Genomic DNA, 20,866 nt, shown 5'->3' on the forward strand with positions numbered 1-20,866 from the left:
CTGAAAGCCGGCTCCGATCCGCGCCCTGCTTCACAATCCTTGGATTTAGGTTATAACTGGTGTCATGCGGAGCACTTTTTCGCTTGTTAAAGTGGCACACTCGGGTTAGAAAAAGAGCAGGCCGGAGCATTTTCGGCGCACGAACTCAATGGACAGAGGGAAGCGGAATGATCACATGGAACAAGAAAGCGGTGGCGGCGGCCGTCTCGGTGGCCCTGGGTTATGGCGCCGTGTTTGCCGCCTCGGCGGAAACGGTCAAGGTAGCCATCGCCGGCCCGGTCACCGGGGCCGTGGCCCAATATGGTGACATGCAGTTTACCGGTGGCCGCATGGCGGTCGAAATGCTCAACAAATCCGGCACGCTGGGTGACTATACCCTGGAAGCGGTGGAATACGACGACGCCTGTGACCCCAAGCAGGCGGTGGCGGTGGCCAACCGGGTGGTCAACGATGGCGTGCAGTTTGTGGTGGGTCATCTGTGCTCCGACAGCACCCTGCCGGCCTCGGATGTGTATGACGACGAAGGCATTCTGATGATTACCCCGGCCTCCACCAACCCGGTCATTACCGAACGGGATCTGGAATTCGTGATGCGTACCATCGGCCTCGACAGCGATCAGGGGCCTACCGCCGCCCATTTTATTATCGAACAGGTCAAGCCCGAGCGCATCGCGGTGATCCACGACAAGAAGCAATACGGTGAGGGTTTGGCGTCCAGCGTGCGTGATGCCCTGAAGGACGCCGGTGTCGAGGTGGTGGCCTACGAGGGGATCACCTCGGGCGACAAGGACTTCTCGACCCTGATTGCCAAGCTGCAGCGCGACAAGGTCGATTTCGTTTATTACGGCGGCTATCACCCGGAGCTGGGGCTGATACTGCGCCAGTCGGCCGAAAAAGGCTTTGATGCCCGCTTCATGGGCCCCGAAGGCGTCGGTCACAAGGATATTACCTCCATTGCCGGTGATGCCTCCGAAGGCCTGCTGGTCACCCTGCCCAAAAAGTACGATCTGGATCCGGCCAACGCCACCGTAGTGCAGGCGATTCAGGCCAAGGGTGAAGATCCGTCCGGTCCCTTCGTGTGGACCACCTATGCGGCGGTGGAAGCCATTGCCGAGGGCCTGAAGCGTGCCGGTACCGACCCACAAGCGGTGGCCAAGGCACTGCGTGCCGAGCCGGTCAATACCGTAATGGGACCACTGAGCTGGGATGAAAAAGGCGATCTGCTGGGCTTCGAATTCGGTGTGTTCGAGTGGCACAAGGACGGCTCTTCCACCCAGATGTGAGTTGTTAACTTCTATTTATTGAGGTGACTGAAGCCTGGAGCTGATGCGGTTTCTTCAAGAGGAAGAAGGCTTCCCCCTTAAGCCAACCGTCGACGGCAGGGATGCCGTCGTCGAGCATACAGGGATGTACTTGCTGCGAGTTGGCGTTGGGGGGCCTTGTTCCGATGACATCCTGACCGCTCTTTGACCTGGATCTGTTTTTTATATTATTGCTGTCTCCTGCCCGCTCTTACGACAAGGAAAGGTTGTATGTCTGAGCCCACGCTTTATTTTATCCAGCAGTTGCTAAACGGCCTGACCATCGGCAGTACCTATGCGCTGATCGCCATCGGCTACACCATGGTGTACGGCATCATCGGCATGATCAACTTCGCCCACGGCGAGGTGTACATGATTGGCGCCTACGCCGCCTTCATGGTGATGACCGGCCTGATGATGGCAGGTATCGACAGCACCTTTTTGCTGCTGACCGCCGCCTTTCTGGTGAGTATTACCCTGACCAGTGTGTATGGTTATTCCATCGAACGGGTTGCTTACCGGCCGCTGCGCGGCAGCAAACGGCTGATTGCGCTGATCTCGGCCATCGGCATGTCCATCTTTCTGCAGAACATGATGCGGCTGTCGCAGGGCTCGCGCGATATCGCCATGCCCAGCCTGATCCCCGGCGGCTGGACTTTCGGCGACAGTGGCTTTCAGGCCTCGCTGTCCTATATGCAGCTGATCATCTTCGTGGTGACCTTCGTGGCCATGACCCTGCTGTCGCTGTTTATCTCCCGCTCCCGCATGGGCCGGGCCTGCCGGGCCTGTGCCGAAGACTTGAAAATGGCCAACCTGCTCGGCATCAACAGCAACACGGTGATCGCGCTGACTTTCGTTATCGGCGCGGCCCTGGCGGCGGTGGCCGGTGTGCTACTGGGCTCCTACTACGGCGTCATCAACCCCTATATCGGCTTCATGGCCGGGCTCAAGGCCTTTACCGCCGCGGTACTGGGCGGCATCGGCAGCATTCCCGGTGCGGTGATAGGTGGCCTGCTGCTGGGGGTGACCGAGGCCATGACCGGCGCCTATTTCAGTACCGAATACAAGGATGTGGTGTCCTTCGGGCTGCTGATTGCGGTGTTGCTGTTCATGCCGACCGGCATTCTGGGTAAACCGGAGGTAGAGAAGGTATGAACAAACTCAAACCCGCCTTGATTGCCGCCGTGCTGTTTCTGTTGCTGGCCGGCTGGCTGCTCGGTTTTCGGCTCGAAACCGCCGGTACCCGGCTGATTGTCTCCAACCGCCTGGACCAGGCCTGGGAGTGGCTGGCGCTGGGCGCTGCCCTGGTGTTTTTTGCGCAGCTGTTTCAGCGGCAGCTGCGCAGCCCCTTCAGGTATCTGGCGGACCGCAAGGGCCATTTTGCCCTGCCGGTGCCGGAAGAACGGCCCTGGTTGTATCGCATCGTGACCGTGCTGGTGCTGGCCGCCTTGTTGATCTGGCCCTTCATGGGCTCGCGCGGGGCGGTCGATCTGGCCACCCTGACCCTGATTTACGTGATGCTGGGGCTGGGGTTGAACGTGGTGGTGGGCCTGGCCGGGTTGCTGGATCTGGGCTACGTCGCCTTTTATGCGGTGGGTGCCTACAGCTATGCCCTGCTCAACGCCTACCTGGGGCTGGATTTCTGGACCTGTTTGCTGATCTCCGGCGCCATGGCGGCACTGTTCGGTTTCTTGCTCGGCTTTCCGGTGCTGCGGCTGCGCGGCGATTATCTGGCCATCGTCACCCTGGGCTTCGGCGAGATCATCCGCATCCTGCTCAACAACATGACCGAGCTGACCGGTGGTCCGAACGGCATCGCCGGCATTCCCAAGCCGACCCTGTTCGGGCTGGAATTCGAGCGCCGGGGCGACAATACCTTTCACCAGTTTTTCGATATGGCCTATAACTCGGGCCACAAGGTGATTTTTCTGTATCTGTTGGCGCTGATGCTGGTGATTTTTACCATCTTCATCATCAACCGTCTGCTGCGCATGCCGCTGGGCCGGGCCTGGGAGGCGCTGCGTGAAGATGAAATCGCCTGTCGCTCGCTGGGTCTCAACCCGACGCTGATCAAGCTCAGCGCCTTTACCATCGGCGCCGCCTTCGCCGGTTTTGCCGGCAGCTTCTTCGCCGCCCGTCAGGGCTTTATCAGCCCCGAATCCTTCGTGTTCATCGAGTCGGCCATCATACTGGCCATCGTGGTGCTGGGCGGCATGGGCTCTCAGATTGGTGTGGTGCTGGCGGCCATCGTCATGACCATATTGCCGGAGCTGACCCGGGAATTTAACGAATATCGCATGCTGCTGTTCGGCCTGCTGATGGTGCTGATGATGATCTGGCGGCCCCAGGGGCTGCTGCCGATGCATCGCCCCCATATGGAGTTGAAATCATGACGGCCCTGTTAACCGTATCCGATCTGACCATGCGCTTCGGCGGTCTGGTCGCCGTCGACCAGGTGGCGCTCGGCATGGAGGAGCGCCAAATCGTCTCGGTGATCGGCCCCAACGGTGCCGGTAAAACCACCATATTCAACTGTCTGTCCGGCTTTTACCGGCCAAGCGGCGGCAGCGTCAACTTCAAGGGGCAGAACATACAGGGGCTGCCCGGCCACCAGATTGCTAGGCGTGGCATGGTGCGTACCTTTCAGCATGTGCGGCTGTTCAAGGAAATGACGGTGCTGGAAAACCTGCTGGTGGCCCAGCATTTTCATCTGAACACCGGCTTTTTGTCCGGCCTGCTCAAGACCCCGGCCTTTCGCCAGGCCGAGCGGGAAGGGCTGGCGCTGGCCCATTACTGGCTGGAAAAGGTCAACCTGACCGAATTTGCCAACCGTACCGCCGATAACCTGGCCTATGGTCAGCAGCGACGACTGGAAATTGCCCGTTGCATGGCGGCCCGCCCGTCTCTGCTGATGCTGGACGAGCCGGCGGCAGGGCTTAACCCGAACGAAACACACGAGCTGAATCGGCTGATCTGTGATTTGCGTGATAACGAAGGGGTCAGCATCCTGTTGATTGAACACGACATGAAGCTAGTGATGGATATCTCAGACTATATCTATGTGGTCAATCAGGGGCGGCCACTGGCCGAGGGCACGCCTGAGCAGGTGCGCAATAACCTCGATGTGATCAAAGCCTACCTGGGAGAAACCTGAGCATGCTGCATGTGGATAATGTCTGTGCCCGCTATGGCAAAATCCAGGCGCTGGAAGAGGTCACCATTGAAATCAAACAGGGAGAAATCGTCACCCTGATCGGGGCCAACGGTGCCGGCAAGACCACCCTGATGATGACCATTTGCGGCGATCCCAAACCGGCCCGGGGGCGAGTGTTGTTCGAAGGTCAGGATCTGGGCGGGCTCGATACGCCCGCCATCATGCGCAAGGACATCGCCATCGTACCCGAGGGGCGACGGATCTTTGCCCGGCTGACGGTGGAAGAAAACCTGCATATGGGCGCCTTTTTCGTCGACAAGCGCGAGCATGCGCCGTTGCTGGAAGAGGTGTATCGTATGTTTCCCCGGCTGAAGGAGCGCATGAACCAGCGGGCCGGCACCATGTCCGGCGGCGAACAGCAGATGCTGGCCATCGGCCGGGCGCTGATGAGCAAGCCACGGCTGCTGCTGCTGGACGAGCCCTCGCTCGGGCTGGCGCCGATTATCATCGCCCAGATATTCGACACCATAGCCCGGCTGCGTGATGAGAAGGGAATGACCGTCTTTCTGGTGGAGCAGAATGCCAATCAGGCTCTGAAGCTGGCGGACCGGGGCTATGTGCTGGAAAACGGCCGGGTGGTGCTGGCCGATACCGGCGCGGCCCTGCTGGTGAACGAACAGGTACGGCAGGCTTATCTCGGTGGCTAGGGACGGCGGCTGATGCCAAGGTCGCCGATATTGGGTAAACTGCCCTAAATTTACGCTAGGAGTAACCCATGGAGCAGTTTGCCCATATTTCGGTGGCCGAAGCCGACACCCTGCTGGCCGAGGGCCATGCCCGGCTGGTGGATATTCGTGATCCCCAATCCTTTGCCCAGGCTCACGCCGAGGGTGCCTTTCATCTGACCAACGATACCCTGGTGTCCTTTACCAACGAAGTCGATTACGAGACTCCGGTGGTGGTGATGTGCTACCACGGCGTCAGCAGCCAGGGCGCGGCCCAGTACCTGATCAATCAGGGCTTCGAGGAAGTCTACAGCCTGGATGGCGGCTTTGAAGCCTGGCGCCGCACCCAGGCGGTGGTAACGGCCTGATGAAACTGCTGCTGGTGCTGGATGATCCGCGCCGGGCCCAGTCGTTCGTCGATTACCTGGCCGATATGGGCCTCAAGTGTGAGCTGACGCTGGATGATGACAACAACGTCAGCATCTGGCTGGTGAACGAGGTCCGTTATCAGCAGGCCCAGCAGGAAGTGAAGCGTTTTATCGCCGAACCATTGCATCCACGCTATCAGGATGCGTCCTGGCGCCAGGGCGACACCCATGCACATTTCAGCACCGACGCAAACAGACCCGGGCTTGCCCGGGATCTGTTGCGCCAAACCGGACCGGTCAACATGCTGGTGCTGCTCGCCTGCGTGGCCATTTATGGCCTGAGCCAGCTGGGCTTGCCGATGTTCGGGCTGCTGGCGTTTCCGCCCGACTGGAGTCAACTGCTGGGCGCGGAGTTTTGGCGCGCCTTTACGCCGGCACTGCTGCATTTCTCCCTCATGCACCTGGTATTTAACCTGTTCTGGTGGTGGTATCTGGGCGGCATGGTCGAGCGGCGGCTGGGGCATGGCAAGTTGCTGCTGTTGCTGCTGGTGGCGGGCGTGCTGCCCAACCTGATGCAGTTTTGGGCCAGCGGCCCCCGCTTCGGTGGGCTGTCGGGGGTGGTGTATGCCCTGCTGGCCTATGTGTGGTTGTCGGGGCGGCTCAACCCGGCCCGCGGCATAGGGCTGCCGGACGGCATGGCGGTGTTCATGGTGGTATGGCTGGTGCTGGGCTTTGCCGGCGTGCTGGGGCCGGTGGCCAATCTGGCCCACCTGGGCGGCGGGCTGATCGGGCTGTTACAGGCCTGGTTTGATCGTGGTCGTCGTGCTTACTGATACAGGAACTTGGTAAACAGCAGACGATGAATCGGTGTTTCGCCGGTTTCTTTCAACAGTAAATCGTTGAGTCGCTGCTGTCCTTGCTGCGCCAGCTCGTTGCGTACTTCCAGCGAGCGAATTTCCTGCTGGTTCTGCTCTGCCAGCAGGTTGTTGATGGCATCGCGCAGCAGCGGCATATGTTGCTCCACCAGCGGCATCTTGTCGGCATTTTTCAGCATCAAATCGACCGACACTCGAATATAACCCAGGGTCTGCCCCGAATTCTGGTAGTTGGTAATAATGTCCGGCGTCATGGTGTAGTATAAGGGCCCTTCGGGAGCCGTCTCCTGAGCGTGAAGCTGACCGGCAGTCAACAGGATACAAAGTGCAATAAAGCGAAACATCGCAAGCCTTTCTATTTGAATAATAAGAGTATTGTTTAAATAAAGCACTGGCCGGTCAAGTGAATACGTATTTTTCAGAATAATGAAGCGATTCGAGCATGTGTTTTACCATTTCAGGAAGTGCCAGTGACTAACACCGCCGATCATGCCTGGCACTGGGGGCCGGAGTTGCCGCAGTCTCAGCGGCTATTGTGCCACTGGCTACAGGATACCGGCTCTCTCACCGAACGGTTGCGTCGTCATTGCCGGCAGTTTCGGGTTCAGTTACAGCGCACCACCGCCGAAATATCCCTTACCCCGACTCAGGCCGCATGGATTGGCGCCGAGCGTGCCTTTTGCCGTGAGGTGTTGCTGCTCTGCGATGAGCAGCCCTGGGTCTATGCCAGCTCCCTGTATTCTCCCTCGACCCTGAATGCGGTGCCGGCGCTGGGCGGGCTGGGTCAGCGGGCGCTGGGCGAATTGTTGTTTGAAGATCCTCAATTACTGCGCAGCGAGTTCGAATTTGCCCAACTGACGACTCCGCAGTGGCAGCAGTTGACCCGAATGCAGGACATAGTGCCGTCAGCAAAGGATTATTTGCCCTGGGCCCGGCGTTCGCTGTTGTCTACCGGCAGGGCCGGTGTCTTGGTGACCGAGCTGTTTTTACCGCAGGCGCAGGCCTATCAGGAAGGAAATAAATGACCGCCATGACTACCCCATCCCGACCTCGCTGGCGTGCCTATATGGCGCTGGCCCGACTCGACAAACCCATCGGCACCCTGCTGCTGCTGTGGCCGACCCTGTGGGCGCTGTGGATTGCCGGTGACGGCCGGCCTTCGTTCTGGCTGCTGCTGGTGTTTGTGGCCGGGGTGTTTTCGATGCGCTCCGCCGGTTGTGTAATCAACGATTACGCGGACCGCCATATCGACGGGCACGTCAAGCGTACCCATGCCCGGCCGCTGCCGAGCGGGGAGCTGACCGAAAAGCAGGCGCTGGGCTTTTTTGCCCTGCTGGTGGGTATCTCCTTCCTGCTGGTGCTGACCACCAACGCCCTGACCATACAACTGGCGGTGGCTGGCCTGGGCTGGGCGGCGCTTTATCCCTTCATGAAACGCTACACCAACCTGCCGCAGCTGTTTCTGGGCATCGCCTTTTCCTGGGCCATTCCCATGGCCTTCGCCGCCCAGAGCAACAGCCTGCCGCCGGGACTCTGGCTGCTGTTCGCCGCCAATCTGACCTGGACCATCGCCTACGACACCATGTATGCCATGGTGGATCGGGACGATGACCTTAAAATCGGCGTCAAGTCGACCGCCATCCTGTTTGGTCGTCGTGACAAGCTGGCAGTCGGTCTGTTGCAGCTAGTGACCCTGATGTTGCTGGTGGCGGCCGGCCAGGCGTTCGCGTTGGGGGCCTTGTTCTACTGGAGCCTGCTGGGTGCGGCCGGCCTGTTCGTGTACCAGCAGCGGCAGATCCGCGACCGGGAGCGCATGGCCTGTTTCGGCGCCTTTCTCAACAACAACTACGTCGGCATGCTGGTATTCGCCGGCGTGGTACTGACGTTGCTGTAACCACAGCGGGTGGTGGCTGATGCAAGGATACCGGTCGCAGGAAGGGCTCGGATTTTATGCTTGCCCTGTCGGATTTACTGGATATACTGACAGTTAACTGTATAAAAAAACAGGTCCATTATGAAAGCCCTTACGCCTCGCCAGTCTCAGGTACTGGAGATCATCAAAGAGCATATTCAGCAGACCGGGATGCCGCCGACCCGCGCCGAAATTGCCCGGACGCTGGGCTTTAAATCGGCGAATGCCGCCGAAGAGCACCTCAAGGCGCTGGCTAAAAAAGGCGTCATCACCATGATGCCCGGCACCTCTCGTGGTATTCGCCTCGCCGAGGAAGAAGAGGAATTGGGGCTGCCGCTGATCGGACGCGTTGCCGCCGGTGAGCCCATTCTGGCCCAGCAGCATATCGAGAGTCATTACAAGCTGGATCCGTCCCTGTTTCATCCGTCGGCCGATTTTCTGCTGCGGGTAAAGGGCATGAGCATGAAGAACATCGGCATCATGGACGGCGATCTGCTGGCGGTACATAAAACCCGGGAAGTGCGCAATGGCCAGGTGGTTGTCGCCCGGCTGGACGATGAAGTCACGGTCAAGCGCTTCCAGCGTCAGGGCAGCAAGGTCAGCCTGTTGCCCGAAAACGAGGAACTTGCTCCCATCGAGGTAGACCTGCGTACTCAGGAGCTGACCATCGAAGGCCTGGCCGTCGGCGTGATCCGCAACGCCGACTTCTGATTTCCCCTCGTTCTGAACAGCGCACTCCGGGGTAGTTGATCTGCCCCGTTTTCGTTTCCTTCCATTAACTCCATTAAGTATCTGATCATATTTGTGCCTCAGACCAGAGGCAACACAGCCGCCTCCCTCGACACGCCACTGGGCTAGCCATCTTTGCTGGGTAACCGGCTGCGAATATTCACTGGATATTCGGTCCATTACCCAACAAAGATATACGGCAGCAAGCTGCCCCATGGGGGCTCGGAAATGCCGTCTGACCGCCAGGGAGGGCGGGAATGCCGGAACGGCAGGAGCATTTTCCGGCCATAGCATTTCACGGTCGAGGGGTCGTTCTCTGTTGCCTCTTCTTGAGCACCGAGTAGCCAGAAGGCGGCGGCAACAGGCCATGCCGGAGTATCAAGGAGGACAAAGGGATCTGCTCCAGCGGCCATCACATGACAGGGATGTCATGTGCTGAGCGTCACAAGGAGGTGCTTGAAGCGGGCCGGTGGAGTGGGCCCTTTGTCCGATGTTTACACAGCGATGGAATAGACCACTGTTCATGGGATCGGCCTAACTTCCTTTTTTACTTCAATTTTTTACTTTTTCATTATCAGTGCTTTACTTAGTGAGTGCCGGGCCGAGGGATGTGGTAGCCCGACAAGCACTGACTCGTTAGACGAGTGCACCAAAAATACAGGAAGAACTTTTGGGGGTGCGTGTGAAGCCGATTATTCTGCTGTTGTCCCTGCTGGCAACGCTGCCTGCAAGAGCGCAAGCTCGTTTGAACATGACCGAAGGGGTCACCGATATCAGCCAGAAGGTGTATGGCCTGCATATGACCATACTGATTATCTGCGCCATTATCGGCCTGCTGGTATTCGGGGTCATGTTCTGGGCCATTATCCACCATCGAAAAGCCAAAGGCGTCCAGGCGGCGCAGTTTCATGAAAGTACCAAGGTCGAGATTCTCTGGACCCTGATCCCCTTTATCATTCTGATCGCCATGGCGGTGCCCGCGACTCGTACCCTGGTGGCGATGGAAGATGCCTCAGAATCCGATCTCACCGTGCAGATCACCGGGTCTCAGTGGAAGTGGCATTACCGGTACTTCGATCAGGGGGTCGAGTTCTACAGCCTGCTGGCCACCTTGCCGCAGCAAATTCAGGGAACGGTCGCCAAGGGTGAAAACTACCTGATTGAAGTCGACCAGCCGCTGGTGCTGCCCACCGACCGAAAAATCCGCTTTCTGATCACCTCCGATGACGTCATTCACTCCTGGTGGATGCCGGCGTTTGCGGTGAAGAAAGACGCCATTCCCGGTTTTATCAACGAAGCCTGGACCCGCATCAATCAGCCCGGTCTGTATCGCGGTCAGTGTGCCGAGCTGTGCGGCAAGGATCACGGTTTCATGCCGATAGTGGTGGATGCCCGAACGCCCGAGGAATTCGACGGCTGGCTGGCTGACACTCGGGCCGAGCAGGACGCAGCCAAAGCTGCCGAACAGCAGTTGCTGGCGATGGAAATGACCCGGGACGAGTTGATGCAGCTTGGTGAGCAGGTTTATCAACGCCACTGTGCCGCCTGTCACCAGGCCAATGGTGAAGGGATACCCGGCGCCTTTCCGGCACTCAAGGGCAGCGAGCTGATTCTCGAGGACAAGGCCGCCCATATCGATATCGTGTTGTATGGCAAGGCCGGCAGTGCCATGCAGAGTTTCGACAAGCAGCTGGCGCTGAAAGAGCTGGCCGCGGTGATCACCTATGAACGCAATGCCTGGGGCAATGATACCGGTGATCTGGTGCAACCCGGCGACATTGATCAGGCCAGGCAGGGACAATAGGGGGCAGGGATGACACAGCTAAACGTAACAGACACCGCCGATGAACATCTGGGCCATGACGAGGCGCATCATGGCCCGGCCAAAGGCTTGCGGCGCTGGCTGTTTACCACCAACCACAAAGATATCGGCACCCTGTATCTGCTGTTCAGCCTGACCATGTTCTTTGTGGGCGGCGGCATGGCCATGGTGATTCGGGCCGAGTTGTTTCAGCCCGGTCTGCAGCTGGTGGAGCCGAATTTCTTCAATCAGATGACCACCATGCACGGTCTGGTGATGATTTTCGGCGCCGTGATGCCGTCCTTTGTCGGCCTGGCCAACTGGATGATTCCGATGATGATAGGCGCGCCGGACATGGCGTTGCCGCGCATGAACAACTGGAGCTTCTGGATACTGCCCTTCGCCTTCGTGTTGATGCTGAGCTCGCTGTTCATGCCCGGTGGCGGGCCCAATTTCGGCTGGACCTTCTATGCGCCGCTGTCTACCACCTATTCACCCGACAGCACCGCGCTGTTCGTGTTCGCCGTGCATATCATGGGCATCAGCTCCATCATGGGCGCCATCAACGTCATCGTGACCATCTGGAACCTTCGGGCGCCGGGCATGACCTGGATGAAGCTGCCGCTGTTCTGCTGGACCTGGCTGATTACCGCCTTTCTGCTGATTGCGGTCATGCCGGTGCTGGCGGGAGCGGTGACCATGGTGCTGACCGACAAGTACTTCGGTACCAGCTTCTTCGAAGCCGCCGGCGGCGGTGATCCCGTGCTGTTCCAGCATATCTTCTGGTTCTTCGGCCACCCCGAGGTCTACATCATGATACTGCCGAGCTTCGGCATTATCTCCGCCATCATCCCTACATTCAGCCGCAAGCCGCTGTTCGGTTATGCCTCCATGGTGTATGCCACCGCCTCCATCGCGGGTCTGAGCTTTCTGGTGTGGGCGCATCACATGTTTACCGTGGGCATGCCGGTGGCGGCCGAGCTGTTCTTCATGTATTGCACCATGCTGATTTCGGTGCCGACCGGGGTCAAGGTGTTCAACTGGGTGGCGACCATGTGGCGGGGCTCTCTCAGTTTTGAAGTGCCGATGCTGTTTGCCCTGGCCTTTATCGTGCTGTTCACCATCGGCGGCTTCAGCGGCCTGATGCTGGCCATCACCCCGGCCGATTTTCAGTACCACGATACCTATTTCGTGGTGGCCCACTTCCATTATGTGCTGGTCACCGGCGCCATCTTCTCGGTATTGGCGGCGGTGTATTACTGGCTGCCGAAGTGGACCGGGCACATGTTCAATGAACGGCTGGCCAAGTGGCATTTCTGGTGTTCGGTAATATCGGTCAACGTGCTGTTCTTCCCCATGCATTTTCTGGGTCTCGGCGGTATGCCTCGGCGGATTCCCGACTATTCGCTGCAGTTCGCCGACATTAACGCCCTGGTCAGCATCGGTGGCTTCGCCTTCGGCTTGTCCCAGCTTATCTTCGTGGTGGTGCTGATCAGGTGTATCCGCGGCGGAGTAACGGCGCCGGCCAGCCCCTGGGAGGGGGCGCACGGGCTGGAATGGACGGTACCGTCACCGGCGCCCTATCACACCTTCAGCACACCACCGGAGATAGAAGGCAATGGCTCACGTTAACAGGATAGCGGTTCGACTCGGCCTGCTGGCGGTGGCCATGTTCGGGTTCGGTTTTGCCCTGGTGCCGCTGTATGACGTCTTCTGCGACATCACCGGGCTGAACGGTAAAACCGCCACCCGGGCGGTGGCCGAGTCCCGAGTGGTGGACGAGCAGCGATGGGTAACGGTGGAGTTCGTTACCTATCAGAGCAGTGGACTGCGGGGGAGGTTCGATCCCTCGGTGCACCGGTTGCAGGTGCGCCCGGGCGAGATGCATCAGGTGGACTTTACCGTCAACAATCCCGGTGGCGATGCCCGGGTGCTGAGAGCCATTCCCTCGGTATCACCGGGGTTGGCGGCGAGCTACCTGCGCAAGACCGAGTGTTTCTGCTTTCAGGAGCAGCCGATAGCGGCGGGGAGCGAGGCGGTGATGCCGATGCGTTTCTATGTGGATCAGGCACTGCCGGCCGACATAGAGGTATTTACCCTGTCCTACACCCTGTATGACATCAGCGAGCAGGCTGCCGCAGGCAGCGGCGCTTAAGGAGACGAGCATGGTGGTCAAGACGCAGCAATATTATGTGCCGGCCCAGAGTCCCTGGCCTATAGTGGGCGCCCTGGGGCTGTTTCTGCTGGCTTCCGGTGCCGGTCTCTGGGCGGCGGGTATCGGGGGCATTGCCGGGCCGGTGGTGTTTGCCGCCGGCACCCTGGTGATGACGGTGATGTTGTTCGGCTGGTTCGGCAACGTGATCAAGGAGTCTCACGCCGGACTCTACAGCGACCAGATGGACAGATCTTTCCGTCAGGGCATGAGCTGGTTCATCTTCTCCGAGGTGATGTTCTTCGGCGCCTTCTTCGGTGCTCTGTTTTATGCGCGGGTACTGGCGGTGCCCTGGCTGGGCGGGGCCGGTAACAACGCCATGACCAACGCCGTGCTGTGGCCCGACTTCAGTGCGAGCTGGCCGCTGCTGCAGACGCCGGGCGGTATCGAAACCACCGCCATGGGCTGGTTTGGCTTACCGCTGATCAACACCGTGATTCTGCTGACCTCGTCGGTGACCGCCCATCTGGCTCACCTGGCACTGTTGCAGGAACGGCGCCCGCGTCTCAAGCAATGGCTGGGCCTCACCGTGGTGCTGGGTCTGACTTTTCTGACGCTGCAGGTGTGGGAATACGTGCATGCCTATGAGGAACTGGGGCTGCGGCTGGACTCCGGCATTTACGGCAACACCTTCTTCCTGCTTACCGGCTTTCATGGGGCTCACGTCACCCTGGGTACCCTGATGCTGTTCATCATGTGGCTGCGGGTACGCAAGGGACATTTTACTCCGGCCCAGCATTTCGGCTTTCAGGCCAGTAGCTGGTACTGGCACTTTGTCGATGTGGTCTGGCTCTGTCTGTTTGTGTTTGTCTATATTCTATAAAGGCTCTTATGGAGCCTCTACCCCGGCGTGGGATTGGGCACCAGCAGGCCGGTGGCCAGCGCCACGAGCAACAGCAGCACTATGATGACGGCAAACAGCAGACGGCGGCCGATATAACGACTCATCAGCACGGGATCCTGCCGGGAGAGCATGGCCCTTAGCCCTAACAGCAGGTTGCCGATCATACACAGCAGTAGCAATACAATCAGTAGCTTGAGCAGCATGGATGCGTTCCTGGAGAGACTGGATGTTGAGTATAGGAAAAAGTGGCGGTTTGCTGGCACTGACCGGGGTGATGAGTCTGTTGATGATCACCATGGGGGTATGGCAGTTGTCGCGGGCCGACGAAAAACGGCTGTTGCTGCAGGAATGGCAGCAACGTCGAGATATCGGTCTGGCGTTGCATGAGGCGCTGGTGATGTCGTCCCCCTATGGCTACCGGCTGGAGGCGAACGGAGTTTATCTGAGCGGTGGCGATCTGTTTCTCGATAACCAGATAGCGTCGGGCCGGGCAGGCTATCGGCTGATACGGCCGCTGCAAACCCGGCATGGTCTGCTGGCGGTGGACACCGGCTGGTGGCCGGCCGATCCGGATCGGCGCAAGCTGCCACCGATACCGCCGCAACATGAGCCGGTGCAGTTGTCTGGCCACATCATTCGTCCTTATGTTCCCCCCTTATCTCTGGGCGAGGTGCCCTTCGACCCACGGCTACGTCGTGTCTCAAGTCTGGAGACGGAACAACTGGCGCAAATCTGGGGACAACAAGTACTGCCTTTCGTGCTGAAACTCGGAATTGAACAAGGCGACTGGCAGCCGGTGGTGATGGGGCCGGAGCGGCATATCGGCTATGCGGTGCAGTGGTTTGCCATGACGCTGGCCATCTGGGGCGCGGCAGCATGGTGGTATCGGAGGCAACATGAAGCATAAAACCCGTACAAGCCATAAAACGATACTGGCCTTGCTGGCGGCTTTTTTGCTGCCGGTGCTGCTGGCCTGGCTCGTTCTTGCCCTGGGCTGGTTTACTCCCGGCGTCAAGGCTCATGGTGAGTGGGTACAGGGGCAAATCACCGAGGATACTCAGTGGCGGCTGGTGTTGCCGGTCACCCCGGAATGCGAGTCCTGTGAGCTGGCCGAGCCATTGCTGGAAAACATCGATCTCGCGCTGGGGCGGGACAGCAACCGGGTGTCGGTGCTGCGACTGCCGGTCGGTAACGGGTTGGAGGCCGGCTTTGTCTATATTGCCGATCCGCCGGGCATGCTAATCATGCGTTACTCCCTGAGCGGGGAGGAAGCCAGCGACCGGGCCACCGGCAAGGCGTTGCTCGGCGACCTGCGTCGTCTGCTCAAATTTTCCCGGGCCGGATAGGAGGAAGTCATGCGCCGACTCTGTCTTTTTGCCTTTGGGCTGACCCTGATGGTGGTGGTGCTGGGCGCCTATACCCGGCTGACCGATGCCGGGCTGGGTTGCCCCGACTGGCCCGGCTGCTATGGCTTCAACTATGTGCCCAGCTCGGCACAGGAGCATGACGCGGCGGCGCTGCGCTTTCCCGACAGTCCATTGGAAGTCACCAAAGCCCGCAACGAGATGGTGCATCGCTATGCGGCGGGTACCCTGGGCTGCACCATATTGCTGATGGCACTCTGGTCGCTGCGTTCATCGCAACGGGCCTATCGGGGCTTTGCCTGGGGACTGCTGGCGCTGGTGTGTGGTCAGGCAACCCTCGGCATGCTGACGGTAACGCTCAACCTGCTGCCCTTTGTGGTAATGGGGCACCTGCTGGGCGGCTTCACCATACTGGCCTTGCTGTTTCTGTTGCTCTGTAAAACGCGCCCTCCTCGAATGCCCTACCGTGGCGCCGGGTTGGGCGGCTGGTTTTTGCTGGCACTGGGTGCCTTGCTGCTGCAGATAGCGCTGGGTGGCTGGACGGCGTCCAACTACGCGGCCATGGCCTGCCTCGAGTTACCTGTGTGTCAGGGTGACTGGGTGAGTCAGTGGCAGTGGAGTGCCTTCCACCCCCACGGGGTGCCGGCACAAAGCTACCAGTATGGGGTGCTCAGTCAGGATGAAAGAGTCACCATTCACGCGGCGCATCGGCTGTGGGCCATGGTCACCGCGGGCGTGTTGCTGATACTGGCATGGCGCCTGTGGCAACAGCCGGCGCTGCGGCGCTGGGGAAGCTGGCTGGCGTTGGGCGTTCTGATGCAGCTGGCGCTGGGGGTGGCCAATGTAGTATTGCACCTGCCGCTGGCAGTGGCGGTGGCCCACAACGCCGGCGCGGCGATGCTGCTGCTGATAATGACGGGAACGGGAGAGTGTTTGTGGCGAGCCAGCACCAATCCGGTGCCTGTGCATGGCCTGGTTGCCGCAATACACAGAAACTGACGGAAAAGACCCGATGGAGGCTATATGGCTGGAAGCGCGCTGTTATCCGGAAACTGGACATCAAGCTGGCGGGATTATTTTGCCCTCACCAAACCCAAGGTGGTGGCTCTGATCCTGCTGACCGCCGTGGTGGGCATGTTTTTGACCGACACCCTGCCGACGCCGTGGCGGGTGCTGGCGGCCACTCTGGGAATTGGTTTGATGGCCGGAGGTGCGGCGGCCATCAATCATGTGCTGGACCGGCGCATCGACCTCAAGATGGCCCGTACCTATCACAGACCCGTGGCTCAGGGGCGGGTGCAGGGCGGTCCTGCACTGGTTTTTGCCTTTGCCCTGTCTGGCGCGGGTCTGGCCATACTGTTGTTATGGGTCAATGCGCTGACCGCCTGGCTCACCCTGGCATCTCTGCTGGGCTATGCGGTGGTGTATACGGTGTGGCTGAAGCGGGCCACGCCGCAGAATATCGTTATTGGCGGCCTGGCCGGTGCCATGCCGCCGCTGCTGGGCTGGACCGCGGTGACCGGCGAGTTTCACGGGCATGCGCTGCTGCTGGTGATGATTATTTTTGCCTGGACGCCGCCGCATTTCTGGGCGCTGGCCATTCATCGGCGCGATGACTACGCCAAGGCGGAAATCCCCATGCTGCCGGTGACTCACGGCATCGAGTTCAGCAAGACCTGTGTGCTGCTCTACACCCTGCTGCTGACTCTGGTCTGTCTGTTGCCCTGGGTCGTCGGTATGTCCGGCCTTCTCTATCTGACGGGAGCGACGCTGCTCAACCTGCGTTTTATTCAGTGGGCCTGGCGGTTGAAGTTTAGACCTGAGCCGCAAACCGCATTACAATGTTTCCGCTTTTCAATCAGCCATTTAATGTGGCTTTTTGTCCTCATACTGGCGGATCACTGGATAAATTATGGCTAAAACACGCAGCTGGACATGGATACTGGTCGCCGCCCTGGTGGCGACGGCGGGCCTGGGGGGCGGCATCTGGTATGCGAGTCAACAAAACAGCCTGACCGAGGCGGTGGTACTGTACCCGGAACCTCGTGCACTCAAGGCGTTCGAGCTGACCGATGCCGACGGCCAGCCGTTCACCGAGCAGAGCCTGCTTGAACACTGGAGCCTGGTGTTTGTCGGTTATACCCATTGTCCCGATATCTGCCCCACCACCCTCTCGGATCTGGCACGAATCTATCCCGAGCTGACCCGGCTGAGCGACAAGGTGCAGGTGGTGTTTGTGTCGGCCGATCCGGCTCGCGATACTCCCGAGCGACTGAAAGCCTATACCGGTTACTTCAATCCCGATTTTGTGGCGGCCACCGCCGACCATGAGCGGTTGACACCCGCGGTGCAGCAGTTGGGGCTGATTTACGGCATCTTCGAGCGGGACCAGACCGAGTATCTGGTTGACCACTCCGCCTCCATCGCCCTGGTTAACCCCAAAGGGCAGTTGCACGCCTCCTTTCGTCCCGGTTTCGACGAGCAAAACCCGGTGCCGCTGGTCAACGGTGCCGAGCTGGTGAAAAATTTTTCCGGCATAGTGGCCCTCTGGGGCGATTAAACGATTAAACAGTGAGGGGTGAGGGGTGAGGGGTGAGGGGTAAGGTGTGAGGCGTGAGGGGGCAATACGCCCTCACGCCGGGACCCTTGTCGGGTTATTGCTGCTCTCACCTTACCCTTTACACCTCACCCCTCACCCCTCACCAAGTCATCAAGAGTTATTTATGTGGTCATCTTTTCTTAACGGGGCCCGACACCGTCAGGTGTTTGCGCTGGCCCTGCCCATGGTGTTGTCCAATATTACCGTCCCCTTGCTGGGGCTGGTGGACACCATCGTCATCGGCCATCTCGAACATGCCTATTACCTGGGTGGGGTGGCGGTGGGCGCCACCATCATCAGCCTGATCTTCTGGCTGCTGGGCTTTCTGCGCATGTCGACCACCGGCCTGGCGGCTCAGGCGGTGGGCGCCGGTGACGGCGAACGCCTGTTGCAGGTGCTGGCGCGGGGCCTGCTGCTGGCCTGGGGGCTGGCGCTGGCCATTTTGTTGCTGCAACAACCGTTGATGGAGCTGGCGTTCTGGCTGGTCGGGGGCAGTAGCGAGGTGCAGCTTTATGGCCGCGAGTATGTGACGGTCAGGATCTGGAGTGCGCCGGCGGCGCTGACCAACCTGGTGCTGCTGGGCTGGCTGCTGGGCAACCAGAATGCGCGGGCGCCGATGTGGTTGTTGATCCTGGGCAACGGGGCCAATATCCTGCTCGATATCTGGTTTGTGCTGGGGCTGGGCTGGCAGGTCAAGGGAGCGGCGGCGGCCTCGGTAGTGGCGGATTATCTGGCCATGGCGCTGGGCGCCTGGCTGGTATGGCGTACCCTGCAGGCGCGAGGCCTGATACCGTCGGCGGGGTTCTGGCAACGAACCCTGCACCTGGTGGCCTTCAAGCGGCTGCTGGGGCTGAACCGGGATATCTTCATTCGTGCACTCTGCCTGCAGCTGTGCTTCGCTTTCATGACGTTTCAGGGCGCACGACTGGGTGATGAGGTGCTGGCCGCCAATGCGGTGCTGATGAACTTTCTGATGTTCATCTCTTTCGGGCTGGACGGCTTCGCCTATGCGGTCGAGGCCATGGTGGGCAAGGCGGCAGGGGAGCGTAACCGCAGCGGATTCCGTCTGGCCTGTGGCCTTAACCTGTTCTGGGGCGGCGTGGTGGCCCTGTTGTTCACCCTGGTCTTTGCCCTGGCGGGTGAGCCCCTGATTGGACTGATTACCGACATTCCCGCCGTACGGACCCAGGCCTCCCTGTATCTGCCCTGGCTGGTGTTGATGCCACTGGCGGCCTGTTGGTGTTTTATTCTCGATGGTATCTTTATCGGCACCACCCGGGGGCGCGAGATGCGCGACATGATGCTGCTGTCGACCGCCGGCGTGTTTTTTCCGGTGTGGTGGCTGGCGCAGGAGCTGGGAAATCATGGCCTCTGGCTGGCCATGCTGTGCTTTATGCTGGCCCGGGGGCTGACCCTGGGCTGGGCCTGGTGGCGACTGGATCGCCGGCAGGGTTTTATGGTTCATGACGACGTGATGAGAGAAACCAACGATGTTTGATATTGCGCTTTACGAGCCGGAGATAGCCCCCAATACCGGCAACATCATGCGGCTGGCGCGTAACAACGGCTGCCATCTGCACCTGATTGAACCGCTCGGCTTTGATCTGGAAGAAAAAAAACTGCGCCGGGCCGGGCTGGATTATGCCGACTTTGGCCGTATCAGCGTGCATAAGGACTATGCGGCGTTTTTGCAGGCGGTGGCGGGGCAGCGGATTTTTGCCTGTACCACCAAGGGCAGCCGACCCCATCATGAGCCCGCCTATCAACCCGGCGATGTACTGCTGTTCGGGCCCGAAACCCGCGGGTTGCCGGACCAGGTGCTGGCGTCGGTGGCACCGGCGCAGCGTATTCGTATTCCCATGCAGCCGGACAGCCGCAGCCTGAATCTGTCCAACGCGGTGGCGGTGATCAGTTACGAAGCCTGGCGCCAGCACGACTTTGCCGGGGCGCTGTGAGGCGATGGCGGGTGATGAACTCTTTCCGGTACCAACATAGGTGCGGGACAGGGGTATACTGGAACAAATTTAATTTAGCGGCTGACGCATGACAAATTCCACTTCCTATTCTCGTCTGGTCACCACGGCAGCGGTGGCCGCCACCCTGGTGGCCGGACTGATGATTCTGGCGAAATTGTTTGCCTGGTTTTATACCGGTTCGGCCAGCATGCTGGCCTCGCTGACCGACTCGCTGCTCGATATCAGCGCCTCGCTTATCAACCTGATGGCCATCCGTTATGCGCTGGTGCCGCCGGACAAGGATCATCGCTTCGGTCACGGCAAGGCGGAATCACTGGCCGGGCTGGCCCAGTCCGCCTTCATCAGCGGCTCGGCCATTTTCCTGATTATCAACGGCATCTCCCGGCTGTTTAACCAGCAGGAAGTCACCCATGCGGAGCTGGGTATCTGGGTGATGCTGTTTTCGCTGGTGTTGACCATTGGTCTGGTGTTGTATCAGGGGTATGTGATCAAGCGAACCGACTCGGTGGCGATTCGCGCCGATCAGCTGCACTATCGCTCGGATATTCTGCTCAACGTCGGCGTGCTGGTGGCGATAGCACTGGCCTGGTTTGGCTGGCACTGGGCCGATGCAGCTTTTGCACTGCTGATCGGGGCTTATATTCTCAAGGGCGCGCTGAAAATCGGTTATGACGCGGTGCAGATGCTGCTTGACCGGCGGTTGCCGGAAGCGGAGCAAAAGCGCATTATTGAGACTTGCCTGGCGGTAGAGGGCGTCTACGGGCTGCATGAACTGCGTACCCGACAGTCGGGACCAACCCGGTTTATCCAGCTGCATCTGGAGCTGGACGACAAGTTACCCCTGGTGCGCGCCCATCGCATTGCCGATCAGGCCGAGCGGGAACTGCATCAGTTGTTCCCCGATACCGACGTTATTATTCATATGGACCCCATCTCGGTCCTGCCTCGAGAAGCCCATTCTCAGGATATGAGCGAACATAAATTCATAGAAGACAAGGTTTAACCC

24 protein-coding genes are annotated in these 20,866 nt (G+C 59.6%); 22 read left to right on the forward strand and 2 right to left on the reverse strand.

Going from position 1 to position 20,866, the window contains the following annotated elements:
* The first annotated feature begins 167 nt into the window (after window positions 1–167).
* The 7 genes from Q0753_RS12905 (at window position 168) to glpG (ending at window position 6,381) form a co-directional block, all read left to right on the forward strand.
* Window positions 168–1,283 carry a branched-chain amino acid ABC transporter substrate-binding protein gene (locus Q0753_RS12905; protein WP_298721706.1) on the forward strand — a complete coding sequence of 372 codons (1,116 nt, stop codon included), beginning with the start codon at window positions 168–170 and terminating at the stop codon, window positions 1,281–1,283.
* A 249-nt stretch (window positions 1,284–1,532) separates the two neighbouring features.
* The gene (gene livH / locus Q0753_RS12910; RefSeq protein ID WP_298721709.1) at window positions 1,533–2,456 is read left to right on the forward strand and encodes a high-affinity branched-chain amino acid ABC transporter permease LivH; all 924 of its coding nucleotides are present in this window, start codon (window positions 1,533–1,535) and stop codon (window positions 2,454–2,456) included.
* Entirely contained in the window at window positions 2,453–3,694 is a 1,242-nt protein-coding gene (locus tag Q0753_RS12915; RefSeq protein WP_298721712.1) for a high-affinity branched-chain amino acid ABC transporter permease LivM, read from the forward strand. The genes livH and Q0753_RS12915 overlap by 4 nt, the downstream gene beginning before the upstream one ends.
* Window positions 3,691–4,455, forward strand: a complete 765-nt coding sequence (livG, locus tag Q0753_RS12920) for a high-affinity branched-chain amino acid ABC transporter ATP-binding protein LivG (RefSeq protein ID WP_298721715.1) — start codon at window positions 3,691–3,693, stop codon at window positions 4,453–4,455. The genes Q0753_RS12915 and livG overlap by 4 nt, the downstream gene beginning before the upstream one ends.
* Before the next feature lie 2 nt (window positions 4,456–4,457).
* Window positions 4,458–5,162, forward strand: coding sequence for an ABC transporter ATP-binding protein (locus Q0753_RS12925; protein ID WP_298721719.1), 705 nt, complete (start codon window positions 4,458–4,460; stop codon window positions 5,160–5,162).
* A gap of 68 nt (window positions 5,163–5,230) precedes the next feature.
* Complete coding sequence (glpE, locus tag Q0753_RS12930; protein WP_298721722.1) at window positions 5,231–5,548, forward strand: thiosulfate sulfurtransferase GlpE; 318 nt, start codon at window positions 5,231–5,233, stop codon at window positions 5,546–5,548.
* Entirely contained in the window at window positions 5,548–6,381 is an 834-nt protein-coding gene (gene glpG / locus Q0753_RS12935) for a rhomboid family intramembrane serine protease GlpG (RefSeq protein WP_298721725.1), read from the forward strand. The genes glpE and glpG overlap by 1 nt, the downstream gene beginning before the upstream one ends.
* On the opposite strand, the gene Q0753_RS12940 is transcribed toward glpG, so the two are convergent.
* Window positions 6,375–6,767, reverse strand: coding sequence for a flagellar basal body-associated FliL family protein (locus Q0753_RS12940; RefSeq protein WP_298721728.1), 393 nt, complete (start codon window positions 6,765–6,767; stop codon window positions 6,375–6,377). The genes glpG and Q0753_RS12940 overlap by 7 nt on opposite strands.
* 126 nt (window positions 6,768–6,893) lie before the next feature.
* On the opposite strand from Q0753_RS12940, the gene Q0753_RS12945 reads away from it, so the two are divergent.
* The 7 genes from Q0753_RS12945 to Q0753_RS12975 all read left to right on the forward strand — a co-directional run bounded on the left by Q0753_RS12945 (window position 6,894) and on the right by Q0753_RS12975 (window position 13,900).
* Complete coding sequence (locus Q0753_RS12945) at window positions 6,894–7,448, forward strand: chorismate lyase (RefSeq protein ID WP_298721731.1); 555 nt, start codon at window positions 6,894–6,896, stop codon at window positions 7,446–7,448.
* A gap of 5 nt (window positions 7,449–7,453) precedes the next feature.
* Window positions 7,454–8,317, forward strand: coding sequence for a 4-hydroxybenzoate octaprenyltransferase (gene ubiA, locus Q0753_RS12950; RefSeq protein ID WP_298721734.1), 864 nt, complete (start codon window positions 7,454–7,456; stop codon window positions 8,315–8,317).
* A gap of 120 nt (window positions 8,318–8,437) precedes the next feature.
* Window positions 8,438–9,046 (forward strand): transcriptional repressor LexA, encoded by a 609-nt coding sequence (gene lexA / locus Q0753_RS12955; protein ID WP_298721737.1) that lies wholly within the window; start codon window positions 8,438–8,440, stop codon window positions 9,044–9,046.
* A gap of 700 nt (window positions 9,047–9,746) precedes the next feature.
* A complete protein-coding gene (gene coxB, locus Q0753_RS12960) occupies window positions 9,747–10,868 on the forward strand; it encodes a cytochrome c oxidase subunit II (protein ID WP_367179508.1) in 1,122 nt (373 codons plus the stop codon).
* A 9-nt stretch (window positions 10,869–10,877) separates the two neighbouring features.
* Window positions 10,878–12,497 (forward strand): cytochrome c oxidase subunit I, encoded by a 1,620-nt coding sequence (ctaD, locus tag Q0753_RS12965; RefSeq protein WP_298721742.1) that lies wholly within the window; start codon window positions 10,878–10,880, stop codon window positions 12,495–12,497.
* Window positions 12,484–13,020 carry a cytochrome c oxidase assembly protein gene (locus tag Q0753_RS12970; protein ID WP_298721745.1) on the forward strand — a complete coding sequence of 179 codons (537 nt, stop codon included), beginning with the start codon at window positions 12,484–12,486 and terminating at the stop codon, window positions 13,018–13,020. Before ctaD ends, Q0753_RS12970 begins: the two co-directional genes overlap by 14 nt.
* 10 nt (window positions 13,021–13,030) lie before the next feature.
* Window positions 13,031–13,900 (forward strand): cytochrome c oxidase subunit 3, encoded by an 870-nt coding sequence (locus Q0753_RS12975; RefSeq protein ID WP_344964214.1) that lies wholly within the window; start codon window positions 13,031–13,033, stop codon window positions 13,898–13,900.
* 17 nt (window positions 13,901–13,917) lie between these two features.
* Here the strand turns inward: Q0753_RS12975 and Q0753_RS12980 are convergent, their stop codons facing one another.
* Complete coding sequence (locus tag Q0753_RS12980) at window positions 13,918–14,124, reverse strand: DUF2909 family protein (RefSeq protein ID WP_298721747.1); 207 nt, start codon at window positions 14,122–14,124, stop codon at window positions 13,918–13,920.
* 23 nt (window positions 14,125–14,147) lie between these two features.
* Here Q0753_RS12980 and Q0753_RS12985 point away from each other — a divergent pair, with 23 nt between their 5' ends.
* From Q0753_RS12985 to Q0753_RS13020, 8 genes are all read left to right on the forward strand, one after another.
* On the forward strand, window positions 14,148–14,828 hold the full coding sequence (locus Q0753_RS12985) for an SURF1 family protein (protein ID WP_298721750.1): 681 nt from the start codon (window positions 14,148–14,150) through the stop codon (window positions 14,826–14,828).
* A complete protein-coding gene (locus Q0753_RS12990; protein ID WP_298721753.1) occupies window positions 14,818–15,267 on the forward strand; it encodes a hypothetical protein in 450 nt (149 codons plus the stop codon). Before Q0753_RS12985 ends, Q0753_RS12990 begins: the two co-directional genes overlap by 11 nt.
* 9 nt (window positions 15,268–15,276) lie before the next feature.
* Complete coding sequence (locus tag Q0753_RS12995) at window positions 15,277–16,284, forward strand: heme A synthase (RefSeq protein ID WP_298721756.1); 1,008 nt, start codon at window positions 15,277–15,279, stop codon at window positions 16,282–16,284.
* A 24-nt stretch (window positions 16,285–16,308) separates the two neighbouring features.
* Window positions 16,309–17,205, forward strand: a complete 897-nt coding sequence (gene cyoE / locus Q0753_RS13000) for a heme o synthase (RefSeq protein ID WP_298721759.1) — start codon at window positions 16,309–16,311, stop codon at window positions 17,203–17,205.
* Window positions 17,198–17,845, forward strand: a complete 648-nt coding sequence (locus Q0753_RS13005) for an SCO family protein (protein ID WP_298721762.1) — start codon at window positions 17,198–17,200, stop codon at window positions 17,843–17,845. The genes cyoE and Q0753_RS13005 overlap by 8 nt, the downstream gene beginning before the upstream one ends.
* Window positions 17,846–18,008: 163 nt before the next feature.
* A complete protein-coding gene (dinF, locus tag Q0753_RS13010) occupies window positions 18,009–19,382 on the forward strand; it encodes an MATE family efflux transporter DinF (RefSeq protein WP_298721764.1) in 1,374 nt (457 codons plus the stop codon).
* On the forward strand, window positions 19,375–19,839 hold the full coding sequence (locus tag Q0753_RS13015; protein ID WP_298721767.1) for a tRNA (cytidine(34)-2'-O)-methyltransferase: 465 nt from the start codon (window positions 19,375–19,377) through the stop codon (window positions 19,837–19,839). Before dinF ends, Q0753_RS13015 begins: the two co-directional genes overlap by 8 nt.
* A gap of 88 nt (window positions 19,840–19,927) precedes the next feature.
* Window positions 19,928–20,863: a cation diffusion facilitator family transporter gene (locus Q0753_RS13020; protein WP_298721770.1), complete on the forward strand. Its 936-nt coding sequence runs from the start codon at window positions 19,928–19,930 to the stop codon at window positions 20,861–20,863.
* Window positions 20,864–20,866: the final 3 nt, after the last annotated feature.

Source organism: uncultured Oceanisphaera sp. (assembly GCF_947495715.1).
GTDB lineage: Bacteria > Pseudomonadota > Gammaproteobacteria > Enterobacterales > Aeromonadaceae > Oceanimonas > Oceanimonas sediminis.